Annotated in this window: 12 protein-coding genes; 11 read left to right on the top strand and 1 reads right to left on the bottom strand. The window is 54.5% G+C overall.

Annotation, left to right across the window (positions count from 1 at the left end):
• The first annotated feature begins 13 nt into the window (after positions 1 to 13).
• The 10 genes from MLE19_RS14970 to MLE19_RS14925 are packed head-to-tail and all read left to right on the top strand — an operon-like array spanning position 14 to position 14,927.
• Positions 14 to 3,067 (top strand): virulence factor SrfB, encoded by a 3,054-nt coding sequence (locus tag MLE19_RS14970; RefSeq protein WP_240718938.1) that lies wholly within the window; start codon positions 14 to 16, stop codon positions 3,065 to 3,067.
• Positions 3,064 to 5,802 carry a putative virulence factor gene (locus MLE19_RS14965; RefSeq protein ID WP_240718937.1) on the top strand — a complete coding sequence of 913 codons (2,739 nt, stop codon included), beginning with the start codon at positions 3,064 to 3,066 and terminating at the stop codon, positions 5,800 to 5,802. The genes MLE19_RS14970 and MLE19_RS14965 overlap by 4 nt, the downstream gene beginning before the upstream one ends.
• Positions 5,795 to 6,904 (top strand): hypothetical protein, encoded by a 1,110-nt coding sequence (locus tag MLE19_RS14960; RefSeq protein WP_240718936.1) that lies wholly within the window; start codon positions 5,795 to 5,797, stop codon positions 6,902 to 6,904. The genes MLE19_RS14965 and MLE19_RS14960 overlap by 8 nt, the downstream gene beginning before the upstream one ends.
• Positions 6,901 to 8,862, top strand: a complete 1,962-nt coding sequence (locus MLE19_RS14955) for a vWA domain-containing protein (RefSeq protein WP_240718935.1) — start codon at positions 6,901 to 6,903, stop codon at positions 8,860 to 8,862. The genes MLE19_RS14960 and MLE19_RS14955 overlap by 4 nt, the downstream gene beginning before the upstream one ends.
• Positions 8,863 to 8,870: 8 nt before the next feature.
• Positions 8,871 to 9,569, top strand: coding sequence for an ABC transporter ATP-binding protein (locus MLE19_RS14950; RefSeq protein ID WP_240718934.1), 699 nt, complete (start codon positions 8,871 to 8,873; stop codon positions 9,567 to 9,569).
• Positions 9,553 to 10,776, top strand: a complete 1,224-nt coding sequence (locus MLE19_RS14945; RefSeq protein ID WP_240718933.1) for an ABC transporter permease — start codon at positions 9,553 to 9,555, stop codon at positions 10,774 to 10,776. Before MLE19_RS14950 ends, MLE19_RS14945 begins: the two co-directional genes overlap by 17 nt.
• Complete coding sequence (locus MLE19_RS14940) at positions 10,766 to 12,313, top strand: SUMF1/EgtB/PvdO family nonheme iron enzyme (RefSeq protein WP_240718932.1); 1,548 nt, start codon at positions 10,766 to 10,768, stop codon at positions 12,311 to 12,313. Before MLE19_RS14945 ends, MLE19_RS14940 begins: the two co-directional genes overlap by 11 nt.
• Before the next feature lie 43 nt (positions 12,314 to 12,356).
• Positions 12,357 to 13,094, top strand: a complete 738-nt coding sequence (locus MLE19_RS14935; RefSeq protein WP_240718931.1) for a hypothetical protein — start codon at positions 12,357 to 12,359, stop codon at positions 13,092 to 13,094.
• A gap of 9 nt (positions 13,095 to 13,103) precedes the next feature.
• Positions 13,104 to 13,604 (top strand): hypothetical protein, encoded by a 501-nt coding sequence (locus MLE19_RS14930; protein ID WP_240718930.1) that lies wholly within the window; start codon positions 13,104 to 13,106, stop codon positions 13,602 to 13,604.
• 36 nt (positions 13,605 to 13,640) lie between these two features.
• A complete protein-coding gene (locus MLE19_RS14925; protein WP_240718929.1) occupies positions 13,641 to 14,927 on the top strand; it encodes a VWA domain-containing protein in 1,287 nt (428 codons plus the stop codon).
• 205 nt (positions 14,928 to 15,132) lie between these two features.
• On the opposite strand, the gene MLE19_RS14920 is transcribed toward MLE19_RS14925, so the two are convergent.
• Positions 15,133 to 16,890 (bottom strand): sensor domain-containing phosphodiesterase, encoded by a 1,758-nt coding sequence (locus MLE19_RS14920; protein WP_240718928.1) that lies wholly within the window; start codon positions 16,888 to 16,890, stop codon positions 15,133 to 15,135.
• 136 nt (positions 16,891 to 17,026) lie between these two features.
• Between MLE19_RS14920 and MLE19_RS14915 the strand changes: the two genes are divergently transcribed.
• Positions 17,027 to 17,231, top strand: a 205-nt coding sequence (locus MLE19_RS14915; RefSeq protein ID WP_240718927.1) for a hypothetical protein, incomplete at its 3' end; no start/stop codon positions are given.

Here is a 17,231-nt window from a genome sequence, read left to right as displayed (position 1 = left end):
CGGTAAACGGATTATGTTGCCTGAAATAATTAATTTTGAAGAAGTGGCCACCCTGGTCAGCCACTCCGGCGTTCAGTTTATGGACTTCGGTTTAACCCTGGATCCCCGGAAGGAGCCCGCTGGGGAATTTATGTACTTAGCAACGGCTGACAAGATGCTGACTCGCCTGCTCGTTAACGAGGAGGATGGCTCTCTGTTTCACGAAGTTGAGCCAGGTAAATTTGAGACAGTCAAACGACCACAATTCGATATGGCCATGGCAACCAGCCTTGAGCAGCTTGACGCTGTCTGGCTTCCACTACCGTTCTTTCGCTTCCGTCCGCCGGGCAAGTTTGATGAAGGGCCTGCTAACTGGTCACGTATGCGTTTGACAGCACTCAATGAGCCGGATATTGATGGCCATACCCATCGACTGACATTAGCGTTTGATACCCAAACACTAACGCGTCGCGACAATACTGCTTACCTCTGCCCTACCAATGATGATGTCAATTCTGGCGCCAACTTCCGCTTAGCGACCAGCACCTCTAATATGCGCTGGTTTCTTGATCAGTCCTGGGTAAGAGAGTGGCTTGAGGAACTTTTCCGCGAAGCCAACCCAACATTTGATAGCCAGGAGATGCGTGAAGGCTTAAACGAGTGCCAACATCTTGCCCACTACCTTAACGTGCTTAGCTTACTGCGCCGACCGATTGAAGAAGAGCATCGCAAGTACGCCCCATACGTTGTGATCCCTGATATTAAAGTGATTGCTCAGCAGGAGGGGGTTATTCCCGTCGACTTGGTGCTGGACGTTGGCAATTCGCGCACCTGCGGCATTTTGATTGAAGATCATGGCCAGTCCGGGATGGGCTTAAAGCACAACTATGTACTGGAGCTGCGCGACCTCGTTGACCCTGAGCGCGTCTATCGCGACCCTTTTGAAAGCCGTATCGAGTTTTCCCAAACCTTCTTTGGCAAAGATCACTTGTCTGTCAAAAGTGGTCGCCACGATGCGTTCCTATGGCCAACGATTGCACGCGTTGGCGTTGAGGCGGGCCGCTTAGCAGGACGTAGACGAGGCACAGAGGGCTCCACGGGACTTTCAAGCCCCAAACGCTATTTGTGGGACGATGATACCTACCGCCATGGTTGGCGTTTTAACAGCGCCTATGTGCGCACTGATACCGAACCCCACGCAACGGCAGCGCCCTTTTCGCACTTGATCAATGAGCTGGGCGACGCCCTCTATACGCTGAACGAAGAGGATCAGCTACCGGTCTTTAAGCCACACTATTCCCGCAGCTCGTTGATGACATTTATGCTGGCAGAGGTGTTAGCTCAAGCGCTAATGCAAATGAACAGCCCCGCCCAGCGTGTTCGCCAAGGGCATACAAACCGCCCTCGCCGTCTACGCTCAATTACGCTCACGGTCCCACCGGCCTTGCCTCAAGCAGAACGCAGCCTATTTGTCTCACGCCTGGAGCAAGCGGTAGCGCTGATCTGGAAAAGCTTGGGCTGGCATGAAGGTGAAGAAGAAAGTAATCCTTTCGAGGCGAGGGATGACGGGACGCTACGTGTGCCGATGCCGCGTTTACGCGTGGAGTGGGACGAAGCCTCATGCGGCCAGCTGGTTTATCTATATACCGAAATCAAGGAGAACTTTGCTGGTCATCCAGAGGAGTTTTTCGCGACACTGGCCCGCCCCGATAAGCCAGATCGTGAGCGCATCAGCCTAGCGACTATTGATATTGGTGGTGGCACTACCGATTTAGTCATTACTGACTACCATCTTGATCGTAACGGCACTGCTAGCGGAGGCAGCAATGTCTTCGTTGTACCTGAGCAGCGGTTTCGCGACGGCTTCCGTGTCGCAGGTGACGATATTCTGTTGGATGTCATTCAGCTGTTTATCCTCCCCAGCCTTGAGGCAGCACTCAAAGAAGCAGGGGTTACGTCGCCTGACGCCATGATGTCTCGGCTGTGTGGCCAAGAAGGCGCAAACGCCCAGGATCAAGTGCTTCGCCAACAGCTAAACCTGCAGCTTTTCACCCCACTCGGGTTAGCACTACTTGAAGCTTATGAAGCGTTCGACCCGGAACAACCCGCAGGGCCAGAAACCCTCAGCTATGGCGAACGTCTTGGTGAACAGGCAGTGAGCGACTCGGTGCATCGCTATGTAGAAAACGCGCTGCGCCGTGAGCTTGGCCTTGATTTCAACTTTGATCTGCTAGGCATTCCGCTTACGTTCAATTTGCTTGACGTTCATCGCGCCTTCTTAAAAGACCGCTTCAACATCTGTAAGACCTTGGCCTCTTTATGCGAAGTGGTCTTCCAATATCAGTGCGACACTCTTTTGCTCACCGGTCGACCATCGCGGCTACCTGGCGTCCAGGCGTATCTGCGCAAAATGTTACCGTTGCCGCCAGGGCGTATTTTACCGATGCAGGGGTATCGAACTGGTAGTTGGTACCCCTTTCATCGCAATGGTCGCATCGATGACCCCAAGAGCACGGCTTCCGTAGGCGCTATGCTTTGCCTCCTATGCGCTCAGCGTAATCTCTCTAACTTCTTTTTCAATGCGGCGGCGTTACGGCCTTACTCAACCATTCGTCACATTGGCCTGATCGACAATAACAACACAATTCCTAACGCTGATGTGACCTACCACGATATCTCCACCACTGAAAATGGCACCACTATTCAGTTGGATAATGAGGGGGGCGATGAGACGCCCGTTATCGAAATGCGTGGCCCGTTAAGAATTGGTTTTCGTCAGCTAAGCGCCCAGCGCTGGACCGCCTCGCCGCTCTACACCCTGGACTTCACCTCGTCAGGCGCCGAAAAACTGGCTAAGGCAGAGGCCAACGGGGGCCAAGCCCCGGTGTTGAAAGTACGCCTAGGAGTAGATGAACGCGCAGGCAAAGGGAGCTTAATCAGTGACCGTTTGAAGGTCGTCAGCGTAGATACGGACGGAGAGAGCAGTTTTAGCCCGCGAGATCTGAAGCTACAGCTCAACACCCTTAATGATGCCGGGCTGGGTGACACCAACTACTGGCTGGATAGCGGGAGCGTGAAACGCATATGAACCAGTTGAAACCTGAACAGGTGACACCCGAGCAACAGCGACTCAGCAAAGGCTGGCAAGCATTTCATGAGGGAGCAGGAGCAGCCCTTGAGTGGATCGCTGAGGTGCGTGATAGCGCCCCCAGCCTCGATAGCGAGGCCGACAACCTTGGGTTATCCCTTTATCGCTCTCGCAACCTTGCACAAAGCTTGTCCCACGCGGCTACTACGCCTATGACCGTGGGCTTTTTTGGCCTCTCCCAAGCGGGTAAGTCCTATCTGATCTCGGCGTTAGCGGCAGGCGAAAATGGCAAACTAGAAACCTGCTACGGTGAGGCACGCCTGGATTTTATCGAACATGTTAACCCGGTAGGCGGGGGTAAAGAAGCGACGGGGTTGGTCACTCGCTTCAGCCGTGCGTCCAATTCGGGACCCAGAGAGTTTCCGGTCGAACTTAAGCTATTTAATGAAGTTGAAGTGGCGAAAGTGCTGGCGAATGCTTGGTTTAACGACTTCGATCATGAGCGCGAAGACGTTTATGAAATTGACGAAGGTAAGGTAGCCAACCTTCTAGCGCCCCATGAGGGCGAGCTTGGTAAGGAGCTTCAACTCGGCGTAACGCCGGAAAACGTAGTAGAGCTTTGGGACTACCTGCAAGCAAGCTTCCCCAAATCAGTCAGTAAGCTCAATGCCCGCTACTGGCCCCAGGTGGTAAGACTCGCCCCACGTCTTAGCAGCCATCAACGGGCAGACCTGTTCTCTATTTTATGGGGAGAACAGCCTGAACTGACGAATCTCTACCGTCAGCTAGCCCAGACACTTGGTTCCCTGGCGCATGCCTCTCGTGTGTATGCTCCGCTCCGCTGTCTTGTGGCTCGTGATGGCGATGGCTTTAGCCAGCGCGACAGCATTATGAATGTCGACATTCTTGAGCGCCTGGGAACAGCACAGGATCTACCGCTTGATGTTTGCCCTGCTCATGGCGATACCCTTGGCGCACCGGTCAATTTGCCCGTCGCGCAGCTAGCAGCGCTGACGGCAGAACTCACATTCCCTTTGGTTGAGCCCACCCGTGATCCACGGGTAGAAAAGGTTGACCTGCTTGATTTCCCTGGTTATCGCGGCCGACTCAGCCTGCGTCAAATCGGTGAGGCGGGTAGCCAGGAAGGGCTCTCTCAACTACTCCTGCGTGGCAAGGTGGCTTATCTATTCGAGCGTTACACCGACAGCCAGCAAATGAATGGCTTGGTCGTGTGTACGAGCTCCGACAAACAGAGCGATGTCACCAGTGTTGGCCCGGTCCTCACCCGCTGGATAGAAAAAACGCAAGGGGGAACAGCGACAGAACGAGGACAGCGTGATCCAGGGCTAATCTGGGCCCTCACCATGTTTGATAAGCGTATCTCCGGTGCTTTGCAACAAACCGAAAGCCAGTTACGCGAAGGATGGGAAGGCCTAGTCAAAATGACCATGCTGGAACGCTTCGGAAGCTTTGAATGGATGCAAGAGTGGGCGCCTGGGCAAGCCTTCGACAACACCTTTTTGGTGCGCAAACCGCGTCTGCCGGTTCCCTTTTTAGTCAGTGAAGAGGGCCGCGAGGTGGCCATCGATGAGGGCGCGCGTGAAGCATTAGCGAACATGCAAAGCACCTTCATCGCTAGCCACACGGTACAACAACACGTTGATCAGCCAGCCGATGCCTGGGATGCCATGCTTGCCCTAGATGACGGTGGTATGGCGCGCATTGGGGACTACCTAGGCCGTATTGCAGGTCTTGAGTACAAGTTAGATCGTATCGAAGGTCAACTAGAAGAAACCTATCGCGCCTTGATCACTGATCGCTTAGCCACATGGCATTTCAGCGATACTGGGGGTGAAGTGGCACAAAAACGCGACGTTGCGAACCGTTTCTGGAAAGAGCTTCAAACGCGCTTGCCGTCGCTGGGGGAGCTACAACATAACCTTGAACTATCCGATGAAATAGTCCGAGACCTCTACTTAAGTGATAGCGAGGACAGCTCGTCACTCAAGGCAGAGGGCGATGAAGACGTCACTATAGATGATGGTGGGCTATATGGTAGCAGTGGTTCTGGGCTAGAGAGCGGTTTTGGTGAGCTGCCCTTCGGCGATACCCAGAGCGAAGCACTGGAAGCACCCAGTGTCGCTTCGCAGGCACCCGTGCTCCAAAGCGCCGACCATCGTTTCGCTAGAGCCATCTACAACGCTTGGGTTGGCCATGTCCGTGAACTGCCACAGCGTCAGGGATTGCTGCGCATGCTCGGCCTCGACCGAGAGCTGGTCAAACTATTGGCTGACGAACTGATCACCGGCGCTAGTCGTCTGAAAGTGCAAGAAAAATTACAAGCAGCTTTATTGCAACGAGGTCAAAGCGGTGCCCGCCGAGATCGGCTGGTAGCGCGTCAAGCGCTGGCGGCCCAGCTAGTGCTCCGCGACTTCATTGCTTGGCTTGGCTTTCATTATGTCCCCATAGAAAAACGCCCGAACAGCTTCGTAGGCGCAAAAACGCACCTATTCGGTTACGAGCGTCATCCCATAGCAAAGGGAGCGCTTCCCCTGCTACCTGAACAACCGGTCGACCAAGCCAAGGTGTACCTCGGCGACTGGCTATCTGGACTTTGTCTCATGACCCAAGAGAATGCTGGCCATAGCGGTGGGCGTGAAATCACCATCGAACAGAACGAGCGTCTCGGCGAGGTGTTGGAGTTGTTCTCTGCAAAGGAGAAAGCGCATGCGTAAAATCGAGCTCCGCCCCCTCCCTGACCCCAAACCCGGTGTCGGCCAGCTAGTGATTATTGGTGGCAATGTGACTGGCGAAGGTATGTCGGTGGACATTCAGCGCAACCAGGATGAGCACTTCTTACAAGCCAATGGAGTGTGGGGCAGTCACCCCTTCAAGTTCCAACTGCCTGAGTTGCAAACCGATAGCGATGGCAACCAAACGGCTGTCGTGGACAAACAGATCGTCGACCCGCTGCTGGAAAACCCCCATGCCACCAATATGGCCCGCTTTTACGGTCCAGATGGCGCTGAGCTGGGTAGAGCGCGCGTCAAGCTCGCTCGCGACCTGATCTCCTCTGGTGCGCTTGGCAGCACGCCATCACTAGAGGCCAGCGCTACCTTAAACACCCCTGAACCACCAACAGCACCACCGACTCCAGAGCCTCCCACAGAGCCAACGACAGTCGAGGCAGGGCCTGAAGTAACAGCGGCTGAGCCTGAGCCGCAACTGGAGTCAAAAACAGGTAGTCGACGTTGGCTTTGGGTGGCATTGGCCATTTTACTACTGGTTATCATTGTGGGTGTCGCAGCGTGGTTTGTTTTGGCCTCCCGTGATGACGAACCCAGCGAGAACGAAACGGCACAAGAGCTTCAGCAAGAAGCGGAGGCTTCCGAGCCAGAAGAGAGCACCGAAAACGAGGCCGCTGCTGACAACACTAGTGTCGAGGCTACTGAACCGCGCCCTGCAGAAAACGCGCCGGTATTAGCCGTTGCCCCCTGCTCTTTGCAGCGTATGGATGAGCAGAAAGAGCTGGAATTCATTCAAGCCTGCACCGCAGCCGACGGAGAAACGGCAGCGATGACGTTAGACGTGATTGATGAAGCACTGGCGAATGAGCATTGTAGTATTGCCCGCCGTCTCTATGCTCACGAGGCCCTCAATGGGGACATCGAAGCCGCCCTAGGCTATGCACGTCAATTTGATCCCGAACAGCACTCACCGAGCACCTGCTTCCCCGCGCCAGATGCTGAGACGGCCATTTTCTGGTACGAGACGGCACAAGGCATCGATAGTGATAACACTGAAGCCAGACAGCGGCTGGAGGCACTTCAGGAATGATATTACGCGCCACATTATTAATCCTGACCGTAGGCCTGCCACTATTTGCCGCGACGACAGCCCTGGCTGACCAACGCCCGCTATTACAAGAGGGTAAGGAAACCCTGTACCAGCGGATACTGACAACGCCAGGCTGCCATCTTACCCAGGAAGCTGGCGTAACGGGGGGCGATATTCAGCCCGCCTTCAGCCGCTTTTATGTTTATCAGCGTAGTGACGAAAACGGCGAGAACTGGCTAGAAGTGGGGCCCGATAGCTACGGCAGCGCCATTGGCTGGCTGCCCGAGTCCTGCACGGTCGATTGGAAAATGCAGCTAACGCTGTCATTTACCAACCCCGCCAACCGTGAGCGGCTAATGTTCTTCAAAGAGCGTGCTGACTTGATGAACATCTTTGATGACTTCGAACCGTCCGGCCAGGTGGCTCCCATGCGTGCACAACTGCGACGAGATGGCGAGGCCCCAGGAGTGGTGGCACAGGAGCCAGAATATTTTGTCGACCTCCACGAGCAGTTTTACCTGCTGCCGATTCTGGAGGGCGAGGAAATCATGACCGAAGCCGGCTTCATGACTCGCTTGCTGCGCGTGGCATCGGTTAGTGAAGCGACTGAAGACACCGAACAAGAAACGCAAGATCCATCAGCGCAGCTACGCGAGTTTAATGCGGGTGTTGTCTTTGTGATCGATTCAACCGCCTCTATGGGTCCTTATATTGAGCGGACCCGAGAAGCCGTTGAGCGTATCTACCAGCGCATTGAAGAACAGCAACTAACCGATCAGGTGAAGTTTGGCTTAGTGTCCTACCGCGATAGCGTAGCAGCCACACCGGAGGTCGAGTACGTCACGCGCATGTTTGCGAACCCTACTGACATCGAGAGTGGCAGCGATTTTATGTCTCATGTCGCCGATCTTCGTGAAGCGCAGGCGTCCACTGTAGGCTGGGAAGAAGACGCCTTTGCTGGCGTTATGCAAGCGGTCGAAGAGATCGAGTGGAGTAATTTTGGCGCCCGCTATATTGTCTTGATCACCGATGCCAGTGCCATTGACGCTGATGGTGAGCGCTCGTCAACGGGCTTTAATGCCGACCAAGTTCGCCTTGAAGCTTCCCGTCATGGCATTGCTGTTTATACGTTACACCTCAAAACGCCCGGCGGTGAAAATAACGGCGACCATGCCAGAGCCGAAGCGCAGTACAGCAACCTGTCGACTTTCGCGGGCACAGGCACCTCCCTTTACTATCCAGTCAATACCGGTGACGTGGCGCTTTTTGGTCAACGCGTTGATGCACTGGCGTCAGCGATTACCGACCAGGTTCAAGCGGCCTACCTAGGAGACGAGGCTATTGGCAGTGCGTTAAATGCTGATGAACCCGATGATCCAGGTGAGCAACGCCTAGTCAATGACCTAGAGGTGATAGGCCATGCGATGCGCCTGGCCTATCTTGGTCAGGTTACCGGTAGCCAAGCTCCACCAGTATTTGAAGCCTGGATAAGCGACCGCGACCTTATCGCCCAGAATATACCTACCACCGAAGTGCGGGTGCTACTGACAAAGGGGGAGCTCAGTGACCTTAGCGACGTGGTCAGTGAAATTCTTAGCTCAGCTAATGCCGGACTTATTTCACCCACGGATATGTTTGAACGGCTACGCTCTGTCGCCGCGGCTATGGGGGCTGACCCCAGCCAGGTTCAACAAAGCGAGGGGCAGCATTTAGGCGAACTGGGGCTGATGGGAGAGTACCTTGAAGACCTGCCCTATCAAAGCGAGGTGCTCAATCTCGATGAGGAGACTTGGCTGAGCTGGGACGGCCTGCAGCAGGAGCGTTTCATTAGACGCCTGGCAACCAAGCTACGCCATTATCAGCGTTATAACGAAGATGTAGACCGCTGGGTCTCATTGGCTGAAGACGCTGATCCGCGTGATGACGTCTACCCTATCCCTCTTGAAATGATGCCCTGAGCCCCGCCATGCTGAGTTTAACGGAGTTACGCGTAGCACGTGGCGAGGGCCATGAACGGCATGAAGTTCATTTACCCAGGCTTTCGCTCGCGGCAGGCCACGTGGCGGCGATTGTCGGCCCAAGTGGCTGTGGTAAAAGCACGCTGCTTGAAGCGATGGGGCTTTTACTGGCCCCCAGTGCGCTACACAGCTTTACGCTTGGAACGCCATCCCAAGACATCGCCGCGCTGCAGCGCGCTGGCGATGAGCGCGCGCTCGCTAGCATCCGTTCACGCGATATTGGCTTCTTACTTCAAAACGGCGGTTTGCTGCCGTTCTTAAGCGTACGCGACAATATTGCGTTACCGCGGCGCTTGCTGGGCCTGCCTGAGCATAGCGAACGCGTTGTCCATGCCTGCGCCACACTCGGTTTAAATGCCCTCCTCAACAAGCGCCCTGGGGCACTCTCCATTGGTGAGCGCCAGCGAACGGCTTTTGTCCGTGCGATGGCTCACGAGCCGCGGCTACTACTTGCCGACGAGCCCACCGCGGCCCTTGATCCAGCTTCGGGCGAGCGCTTGTTTGGCCTTATTGTCTCGCTGGTGAAGGAGCTCGATATGGCGGCGCTGGTGGTATCGCATGATTATACGTTGGTTGCTCAGTTCCAACTGCCAAGGTTAGCCGCCACCTTGACGCCGGGAGGCTGCCGCTTTGCCTTCGCCGCCTAAACGCTTCGCCTTAATCGCCCGCTTAGCCTTGCAAGACCTCTGGCACGACCGCCAAGTATCGCTCTGTATTGCCGCCGCGTTGGTGGCTGTTATTGCGCCACTACTGCTGCTTTTTGGCCTCAAACACGGCGTCATCAGCCAGTTGCAGCGCGAACTGCTTGACGACCCACGCAACCTCGAAGTGCGCATGCTGACTAGCGGCAGCTACGACAATGCCTGGCTAGCTAATCTACGCGAGCAACCTGAAGTGGGGTTTGTAATTGGACAAACGCGGTCACTCAATACCCAAGCTGATCTACTCAAGGATGCTCAGCACTTTGTAAAAGGCGCGGAGTTGATCCCCTCCGCGCCGGGTGATCCGCTACTGGCGGACACTGCCCGCCACCCGGAAGATGCGCGAGTGATTCTTAGTGAACCGGCCGCTAGACGTCTTGAGGTGGCGGAAGGTGACCGCTTAACACTGGCCGTCAGTCGACGGTTTGACGAACAGTTGGAGCGCGGCCGTCTGGAAATAGAAGTGGCTGGCATATTGGAAGCTGCCCGCTTTCCCCGTCCGGCAGCATTTGTCGCTCTTCCGCTATTAATCGAGCTAGAACGTTTTCGCGATGGCCACGCCAGCCCTCTGCTAGGGGTAGAGAACGGCTTAGCGCGAGGTGATTACCCGCTACGCTATGCGCGTGCGCGTATCTATGCCAAGGAGGGAGACGCCGTCAAAGGCTTGGTGAAACGGCTTGAGGAACAGAACATTGACACCTCAAGCCGCCTAGCAGAAATCGAGAACGTACGCGCTATCAACAAGGTGCTTGAACTCGTCTTTGGTGTTATTGCAGCGACCGCCTTGGCGGGATGTATGGCCTCAATGAGCGGCGCTTTCTTAGCCAATATTGACCGCAAACGGCGTGAATATGCCGTTCTTCGCTTGCTTGGCTTCCAACGGCCAGCTATTGCCACCTTCTTAGCCGTTCAGGTGGGCCTATTAACCCTGCTTGCCTTTGCCGTGGGGCTTGGCTTATTTGCGCTGGGTTCTGCTGTCTTTAATCGCGCCTTGGCGACAAGTTATATGGCGGCAGGAGTCGTTAGCCACATCACCCCTACCCACGCAGTGATCGCTCTTTTACTTACCCTGGGAGTCGGCTTACTGGTGGTCGTGGTGGGCGTTGCCCGCGCTTATGGGATACAGCCATCGGAGAGTCTACGTGAAGCTTGAACGCCGTTTAATTGCCTTTATCTCAGGTACAGCAATTTCATTCACTGCGCATGCAGAGCCCGAGTGGGATGAGCGACTCTATAACCCTGCCCCCTTAAATGATGATGTCGTATTGCCCATGCCTTGCGGCGGTGCGATGACCTTTCGTCCAGTACATGTGCCGGTGACTAAACCGCTGGATGATTTCCCGGTTCAGGTCGGCCAGGACGGTACGGAGTGGGGATATGTCGAGCAGAGTCGCCCTGCGTTTATCTCTGGCAGTTTTGCAGATGAGCAAGCCTCCTCCTCCCGTCACTATCTACTAGCCAAGTACGAGTTAACCGAACTGCAGTACGAAGCGCTGATGGAAGACACGTGTCCTGAGCCCTCCAATCGCAAGCGCTTTCCAAAAATAGAGCTGAGCTGGTTTGATGCGATGCAGTTGAGCGACGCTTATAACCTGTGGTTACGTGAGAACTCACCGGACTCACTGCCTCAAGAGGACGGCGCGCTGGGCTTTATGCGACTGCCTACCGAAATTGAGTGGGAGTTCGCCGTTCGCGGCGGCCTGGAAGTCAGTACCGCTGAGTACCGTGATTCACGCTACCCCATGCTGGAAGGGATCAATGCATATGAGTGGTTTGCTGGGGCGCAGTCTTCCAACGGGCGACTACAACTGACGGGGCTGTTAGCCCCAAACCCACTGGGTTTCCACGATATGTTGGGCAACGCCAGCGAGATGATGTTTGAGCCCTTCCGCCTTAACAAGCTTGACCGCCAACACGGTCAGGCGGGCGGTTTCATCGTACGCGGCGGCAATTATTTAAGCCCGCGTGAAGATATTCGCACCGGGCTGCGCGGTGAAGAGCCTTACTACGACAACCAAGCGCAAACCCGCGGACGTGCCAACGGTATGCGCCTAGCGATAGTCGCGCCGACACTCACCTCCCGCGAGCGTGTGGCGGCCATAGAAGAGCAGTGGGAAGCCTTAGGATTAGGAGAGAGCGAGGAAGACGGCTCCCCCGGTACCGCAGTGCAATTGGCAACGCTGGCGTCTGAGATAGAGGATAACGCCTTACAAGAAGAGCTTCAGTCGTTAGAACGGCAGCTGCGCGCCAGTAACCAACGTCAGGAAGAAGCACGCAACCAAGCAATACGCGCCAGCCTCAATCTTGGCGCCTTTTTATGCACCAAGTTAGAAGATGATGGCGTCTTTTATGACTTTCTCGCCGATAACTATCGTGTCAATTGCGAAAACGATAACCCCGATGCCAGTTGCGGGATGCGCCAGTCTCGTTTAGCTGAGCAAGAACAGCGCCTGCAGGGGCTTAGCCGCTATTACGCTAGCAGCTTGGTCGAGTCAGCCACCCTTTATGGCGCCGCTCCTATCGAGGAGCAGGTGAAAATATTCGGCGAAATACTCTCCCGCAACGCTCAACTGAGCGGATTAGAACCCTATCTTCAGACTTACTGGCAGCACCAACGCGAGTATTTGGATGACCAGAGCATCAATGCCGAGGCGTGGCTCGAAAGCTGCAAAGCCATGGCAAAACAATAACGACCACCAATAAACGCTATCAATTAGCACAAGGGAATATTACATGACAATTCGCGCACCTTCTTTTAAGCAACTACTACTTTGCACCGCGGTGGCAAGCACGCTATTCATAGCCGGTTGTGCCAGCACGGGCAGCAACTTACTGTCTAGCAGCAGCAACCAAACCGCCGATCCGCGGCTGACACAAGGCAATGATGCCGAGTTCTTCAATAAGTCTGGCTTACAAGCGTGTGCCGCTGGCGCGGCGGTGGGCGTCATGAGCTGCATGCTCAGTGGCACCAGTAATCGTGCTCAGTGCGCCATTATTGCCGGTGTAAGCGCCTGCGGCGTGGCAATGGGTGCCAACTACTATCTGGATCAGCGTCGTAGCGAATATGCATCTAGTGCAGAACGCCTTGAAGTGATGAGCCAAGATATACAAGAAGATACCCAAAAGGTCATCGCACGCACAGATACCGCCCGTCAGGTTATAGCTGAAGATCGCCAGCGTATTGAACGTATCGAACAGGAGATCGCCGAACAACGCGTCAACCAAGCGTCTGCCCAGAGTGAGTTAGCCGGGATTGACAGCAATATTGACATTCTGCGTCGCGATCTTAGCAACATGCAAAAGTCCGTTACCGAGTATGAAGAAGTCGCACAACTTGAGCGCCAGGAAGCCAGCCCTGCTGAAGTTCAGCAAGTAGAGCAAGATATTGAAGTCATGAACCAACAAGTGCTCGCTCTTCAGCAAGAAGTCGACGATCTCTACAGCATGCGTTCTGCGATTACTCTTGGCTAAGGGCACACCATGAAGCTACAACTTATCATTGCTGCCAGCAGCCTAGCGATACTCAGCGGTTGCGCAACAACGCCTGCCGCCTGCGACCCCAGTAACCGTGACGCCAGTCTCGTGGCTAAATTCTCCTGCGATGTTGGCGGCAGCTACCGAGAGCGCCTTGACACCAACGAGCAGCAGGTGCGCCTCGATCAGGAGGAGAATGCGCTGTTCCGTGACATTCAACAGCAGATCATGGAACAGCAGCGCGCCACACGTAATGAGTTGCGGGTCACTAACCAACAGCAGTACGAACTTGAACGTACGGTTGAACAGCTCGTAGCTCGTTTACAGAACCGCACGCAAGATCAACTAGGGTTGCAGCATCAGTTGAACGAGGTAGAGCAACAGATGCAAGTTGGCTCCTCTTTACAGAGTGCTGAAAGCGAAACCTTCGCCGAGCGGCAAGCGCGGTTGAATATTCTACAAGAGCAAGTCGATCGCCTTCAGCAAAGCCTGGGGTATACCCCGTGATACTAATACTCCCTACCTTCTTCATGGAGGGCCGCCATGCAGCGTGTCCTGCGTGAGGAGGACTTGACGCTAGCAGAGCCTCTGCAACCAGAACGGTTGCAGAAACTCGTCTACCGCTATTGTCCACCCAGTATTGGTAATTTGTTTGCTCTACCGCGAGTAGGTAATGCGGATGCATTGGAGTGGTGGACAGAGCTAGCGGGGCAGCCTCGTCACTTCTCCGAGCTACCGGCAGATGGGCAGGAGGCGCTGACCCAGCGCCTCAATCAGCGCTTATTGGCGTTAGGCAACCTGATCGCTGAACTTGAAAAGCGTGGCGAAACCGCTGCTGCAGATTTACGGGAATTGCCTACTAGCCCAGATACCAGCAACCTTTACGCTGTGAATGGTGAGCCGCTTTTGATTCGTTGGGTGCCCATGCTATCGGCCTCCACACCCTCCCATGTATATCCAACGACGTCACCTCAACCTTCGCCCACAGCAATAAAGCCGACTCCTTCAGCGCCTTTGAGCCCCCGGCGCCGTTGGGTGATACCCCTGTTTTTGCCACTATTAGTAGGATTGCTACTGCTTGGCTTATGGCTAGCGTTCACGCATTGGGAACGCTTTTCGCTCATTTGGCAACGCAGCGAAGGCGAAACGCTCCCTTTTGCCTGTCGCAACGACGATACACCGCCGCCTGAATTCGTCACTATTTTTGATACCTCAGGCTCCATGAACCTCAACATCCATACATCAATGGAAGATGAACTTTGGTTCTACAACATGCCGGACTTTCTACGCGAGTTAAGAGCCAACGACCCACGTATACAACGGATGATGGCTGAACCATCACGCCTCACTGTGGCACAACATGCTTTTAGCGACCTCGTACAAGCCATCGACCCTAACGTCGATATTGGGCTCGTGACTTATCAAGGGTGCGAAGCCACTATTGTGCAGGGCGTTTTCTCTGCAGAGCAGCGTCCGAAGCTTATAGAGGGTGTGCATAGGCTTGCCGCCAACGATGGCACTCCTCTCGCAGCCAGTTTGCTACAGGCAGCCGACATGGTTGATGGCAAAGTGCGTGATGCGGTCATTCTAGCGTTTGTTGATGGTGCTGATGGCTGCGACCAAAACCAGTGCGCAATAGCTCAAGACATTGCCAGTCGTCAGCCTCGGTTACGTGTCAACGTGGTCGATATTTCCAATAGCGGCCTCTCTAACTGTATTGCCGAGCAAACCGGTGGGCGGGTATTTGGCTCTCAAGATGCCGAGCTTATTAGCATAATGCTAAAGGATGCAGGAAGGGAGACGCTTAGTGAAGATTACTGCAATGGCTAACACTTCAGCATGCTGGTCATTAGCCTGGGCTGTATGGTTGTGATTCGTATGGTTAAAGGATGGCAAGCACTATCAGCAGGACAAGCCTACCCAAACCCCAAAGCGTGGATGTTTTAATTCTATGAACTCAGGTTAATAACCTGTCAGGTTAGAGTGGGGAGTATATTTAAGATCTGATAGCATCCACTTGCCAGCTAATTAAGCACTACCCCTCTACCCTATCCTGCAACCACTCCTCAAACACTTCAGGCAATAGCGGCCTAGCGATGAAATATCCCTGCGCCTCTTCACAGCCAAGTTGAACAAGGCGCTGGTAGGCAGCTTCGCTTTCGACGCCTTCCGCTACAACACGGTAGCCAAGATCATGAGCCATAGAAATCATTGATTTCACGAGTGTTTCAGTGCGCGCATCCTCGCCGAGGTCGGTGATGAAGCGCCGATCAATCTTGACCGTGTGGGCCGGGATTTCGTGTAGATAGGAGAGGCTGCTGTAGCCGGTTCCGAAATCATCAATGGCGATTCGCAGACCTGCCGCTATCAGCGCTTTGAGCTGGTTGGCGGCCACCTCTCCCTGGCCAATCAAAGCGCTTTCGGTAAGTTCCACCTCAATAGCAGCGCTCGGGAGTGCCATGCGCGCCATTTCTTCCAGTAGCCGCACGGCAAAATCCTCCTCTTCAAGATTGGTCGCCGAGACATTGACCGAAACCTGAAGCGCCTTCCCCTGACGATGCCAAGACGCCGCCTGGTGAATGGCGTGACGCATCACCCACTGCGTTAACGGCTTGGCCATCGGTGTATTTTCGATCAAAGGAATAAACTCACCAGGCGAAACCTCGCCCAAGGTTGGGTGGTGCCAGCGCAATAGCGCTTCCGCCCCCAAACACTCTCCACTCTCAAGCGCCACCCGAGGCTGATAAACCAGATAAAGCTCTTGCTCATTTTCCAGCGCTCGTCCGATGTCGCCCAGCAGAATAAAACGCCGTTGGTAAAGTGCATCAAGATCCGAGGAGTAAAGCCCCGCACCCTTTTCAGCTAACCGCGCATCCAGGCAAGCTGCATAGGCACTTCGCAATACATCTCCGGCCGCTAGCGCGCCCAGATAAAAAGGCACAATACCTATAGCGGGATGCACCAATACGGGGACTTCGCGGGAGGTAACGAGTGCTAGCAGCGCCTGACGCAGTCGCAACGCTTCCGTTAGAAGGTCTGCATCGCTCGCATATTCCACAAGGTGTACAAATTGACACCCGCCAAGGTGATAAAGCTTCACGCCAGGGCTGATCGCTTGTTGCAGGCAGCGAGCGGCAATACGCGATAGCTCGTCGAGAAAAGCGGGGCCCATGGTGCGATGAAGCGCACTTAACTCACTGGCATCGACCATCTCGGTAAACAGCGCGACTTTTCGATCGTTTGACGCATCTCGCTCCAGATCCTGCAGGTCTTCAGCAAATTGGTTGCGATTGGAAAGGCCCGTTAATGGGTCAACCCGACCGAAAGCGTGCTGCAATTCAATCTGCGCCATAACCATGGCGGCCAAGTCACGAAGCGTTGCCTGCTCCTGCTCAGTCACCTGACGTGGCTGCTTACCCAGCACACACATCGCGCCCAGTGTATGGCCTTCTCGCGTGACTAGCGGTGCGCCCGCATAAAAGCGAATGCCCGAATTCGCAAGATAGCTATCACGATAGGTGTCAGAGGTGAGAAGGTCTGGAATAATAAGGATTTGCGAGGAGTTACAAACCCCATTGCAAGGCGCAGTCTCACGGGGAATTTCCCAATGATCAACGCCTACTCTGGACTTAAACCACTGGCGGTTTTCGTCGGTCAACGACACAGCGGAGATCGGCAAGTCGAAAAGTTGACTGGCCATTCGCGTAATCCGATCAAAGCTCTCGCTAGGGGGAGTATCCAGCAAGTTGAGCTGGCGGAGCGCGAACAGACGGTTCTTTTCTTGGGCATTCATTAATGTATCCGTACTCAACAATGAGCATTAATCCTTTAGCTAGCTAATATAACAGCCCTTTGCAATACGACATTGTGGGATAAAGCCTGCTTTTGGGGGGTTATTTTTTGTTTTATTCGCCTCTATTGAGCTCGTTTTGCTTCATTTTCTGACTTTTCAAGGCTATCAATGGCCAGTTAATCGCTATATTGATAATAATCACGATGCTCAGCACAGCAGCCACAAGCCCAGGGCTTCACAGCACACCCCCAAAATGCGATTTAAAACACGATTCTCGATAGTGGGTGACGAGCCGACAAAGTTTTTTCACTGGTTGACATGGCCAGCATTACGCAGTGAGT

It is taken from the genome of Vreelandella neptunia (genome assembly GCF_022489065.1).
Lineage (GTDB): Bacteria > Pseudomonadota > Gammaproteobacteria > Pseudomonadales > Halomonadaceae > Vreelandella > Vreelandella neptunia_A.
Note: the sequence above shows the minus strand (reverse complement) of the source record. Positions and strands in the feature narration are given on the sequence as shown.

Bases quoted from the DNA above. Each gene is read 5' to 3' on its own strand.
- MLE19_RS14925 (WP_240718929.1), top strand. From the start codon at position 13,641: ATGCAGCGTGTCCTGCGTGAGGAGGACTTGACGCTAGCAGAGCCTCTG.
- MLE19_RS14955 (WP_240718935.1), top strand. From the start codon at position 6,901: ATGATATTACGCGCCACATTATTAATCCTGACCGTAGGCCTGCCACTA.
- MLE19_RS14930 (WP_240718930.1), top strand. From the start codon at position 13,104: ATGAAGCTACAACTTATCATTGCTGCCAGCAGCCTAGCGATACTCAGC.
- MLE19_RS14960 (WP_240718936.1), top strand. From the start codon at position 5,795: ATGCGTAAAATCGAGCTCCGCCCCCTCCCTGACCCCAAACCCGGTGTC.
- MLE19_RS14920 (WP_240718928.1), bottom strand. From the start codon at position 16,890: ATGAATGCCCAAGAAAAGAACCGTCTGTTCGCGCTCCGCCAGCTCAAC.
- MLE19_RS14935 (WP_240718931.1), top strand. From the start codon at position 12,357: ATGACAATTCGCGCACCTTCTTTTAAGCAACTACTACTTTGCACCGCG.
- MLE19_RS14950 (WP_240718934.1), top strand. From the start codon at position 8,871: ATGCTGAGTTTAACGGAGTTACGCGTAGCACGTGGCGAGGGCCATGAA.
- MLE19_RS14965 (WP_240718937.1), top strand. From the start codon at position 3,064: ATGAACCAGTTGAAACCTGAACAGGTGACACCCGAGCAACAGCGACTC.
- MLE19_RS14970 (WP_240718938.1), top strand. From the start codon at position 14: ATGTTGCCTGAAATAATTAATTTTGAAGAAGTGGCCACCCTGGTCAGC.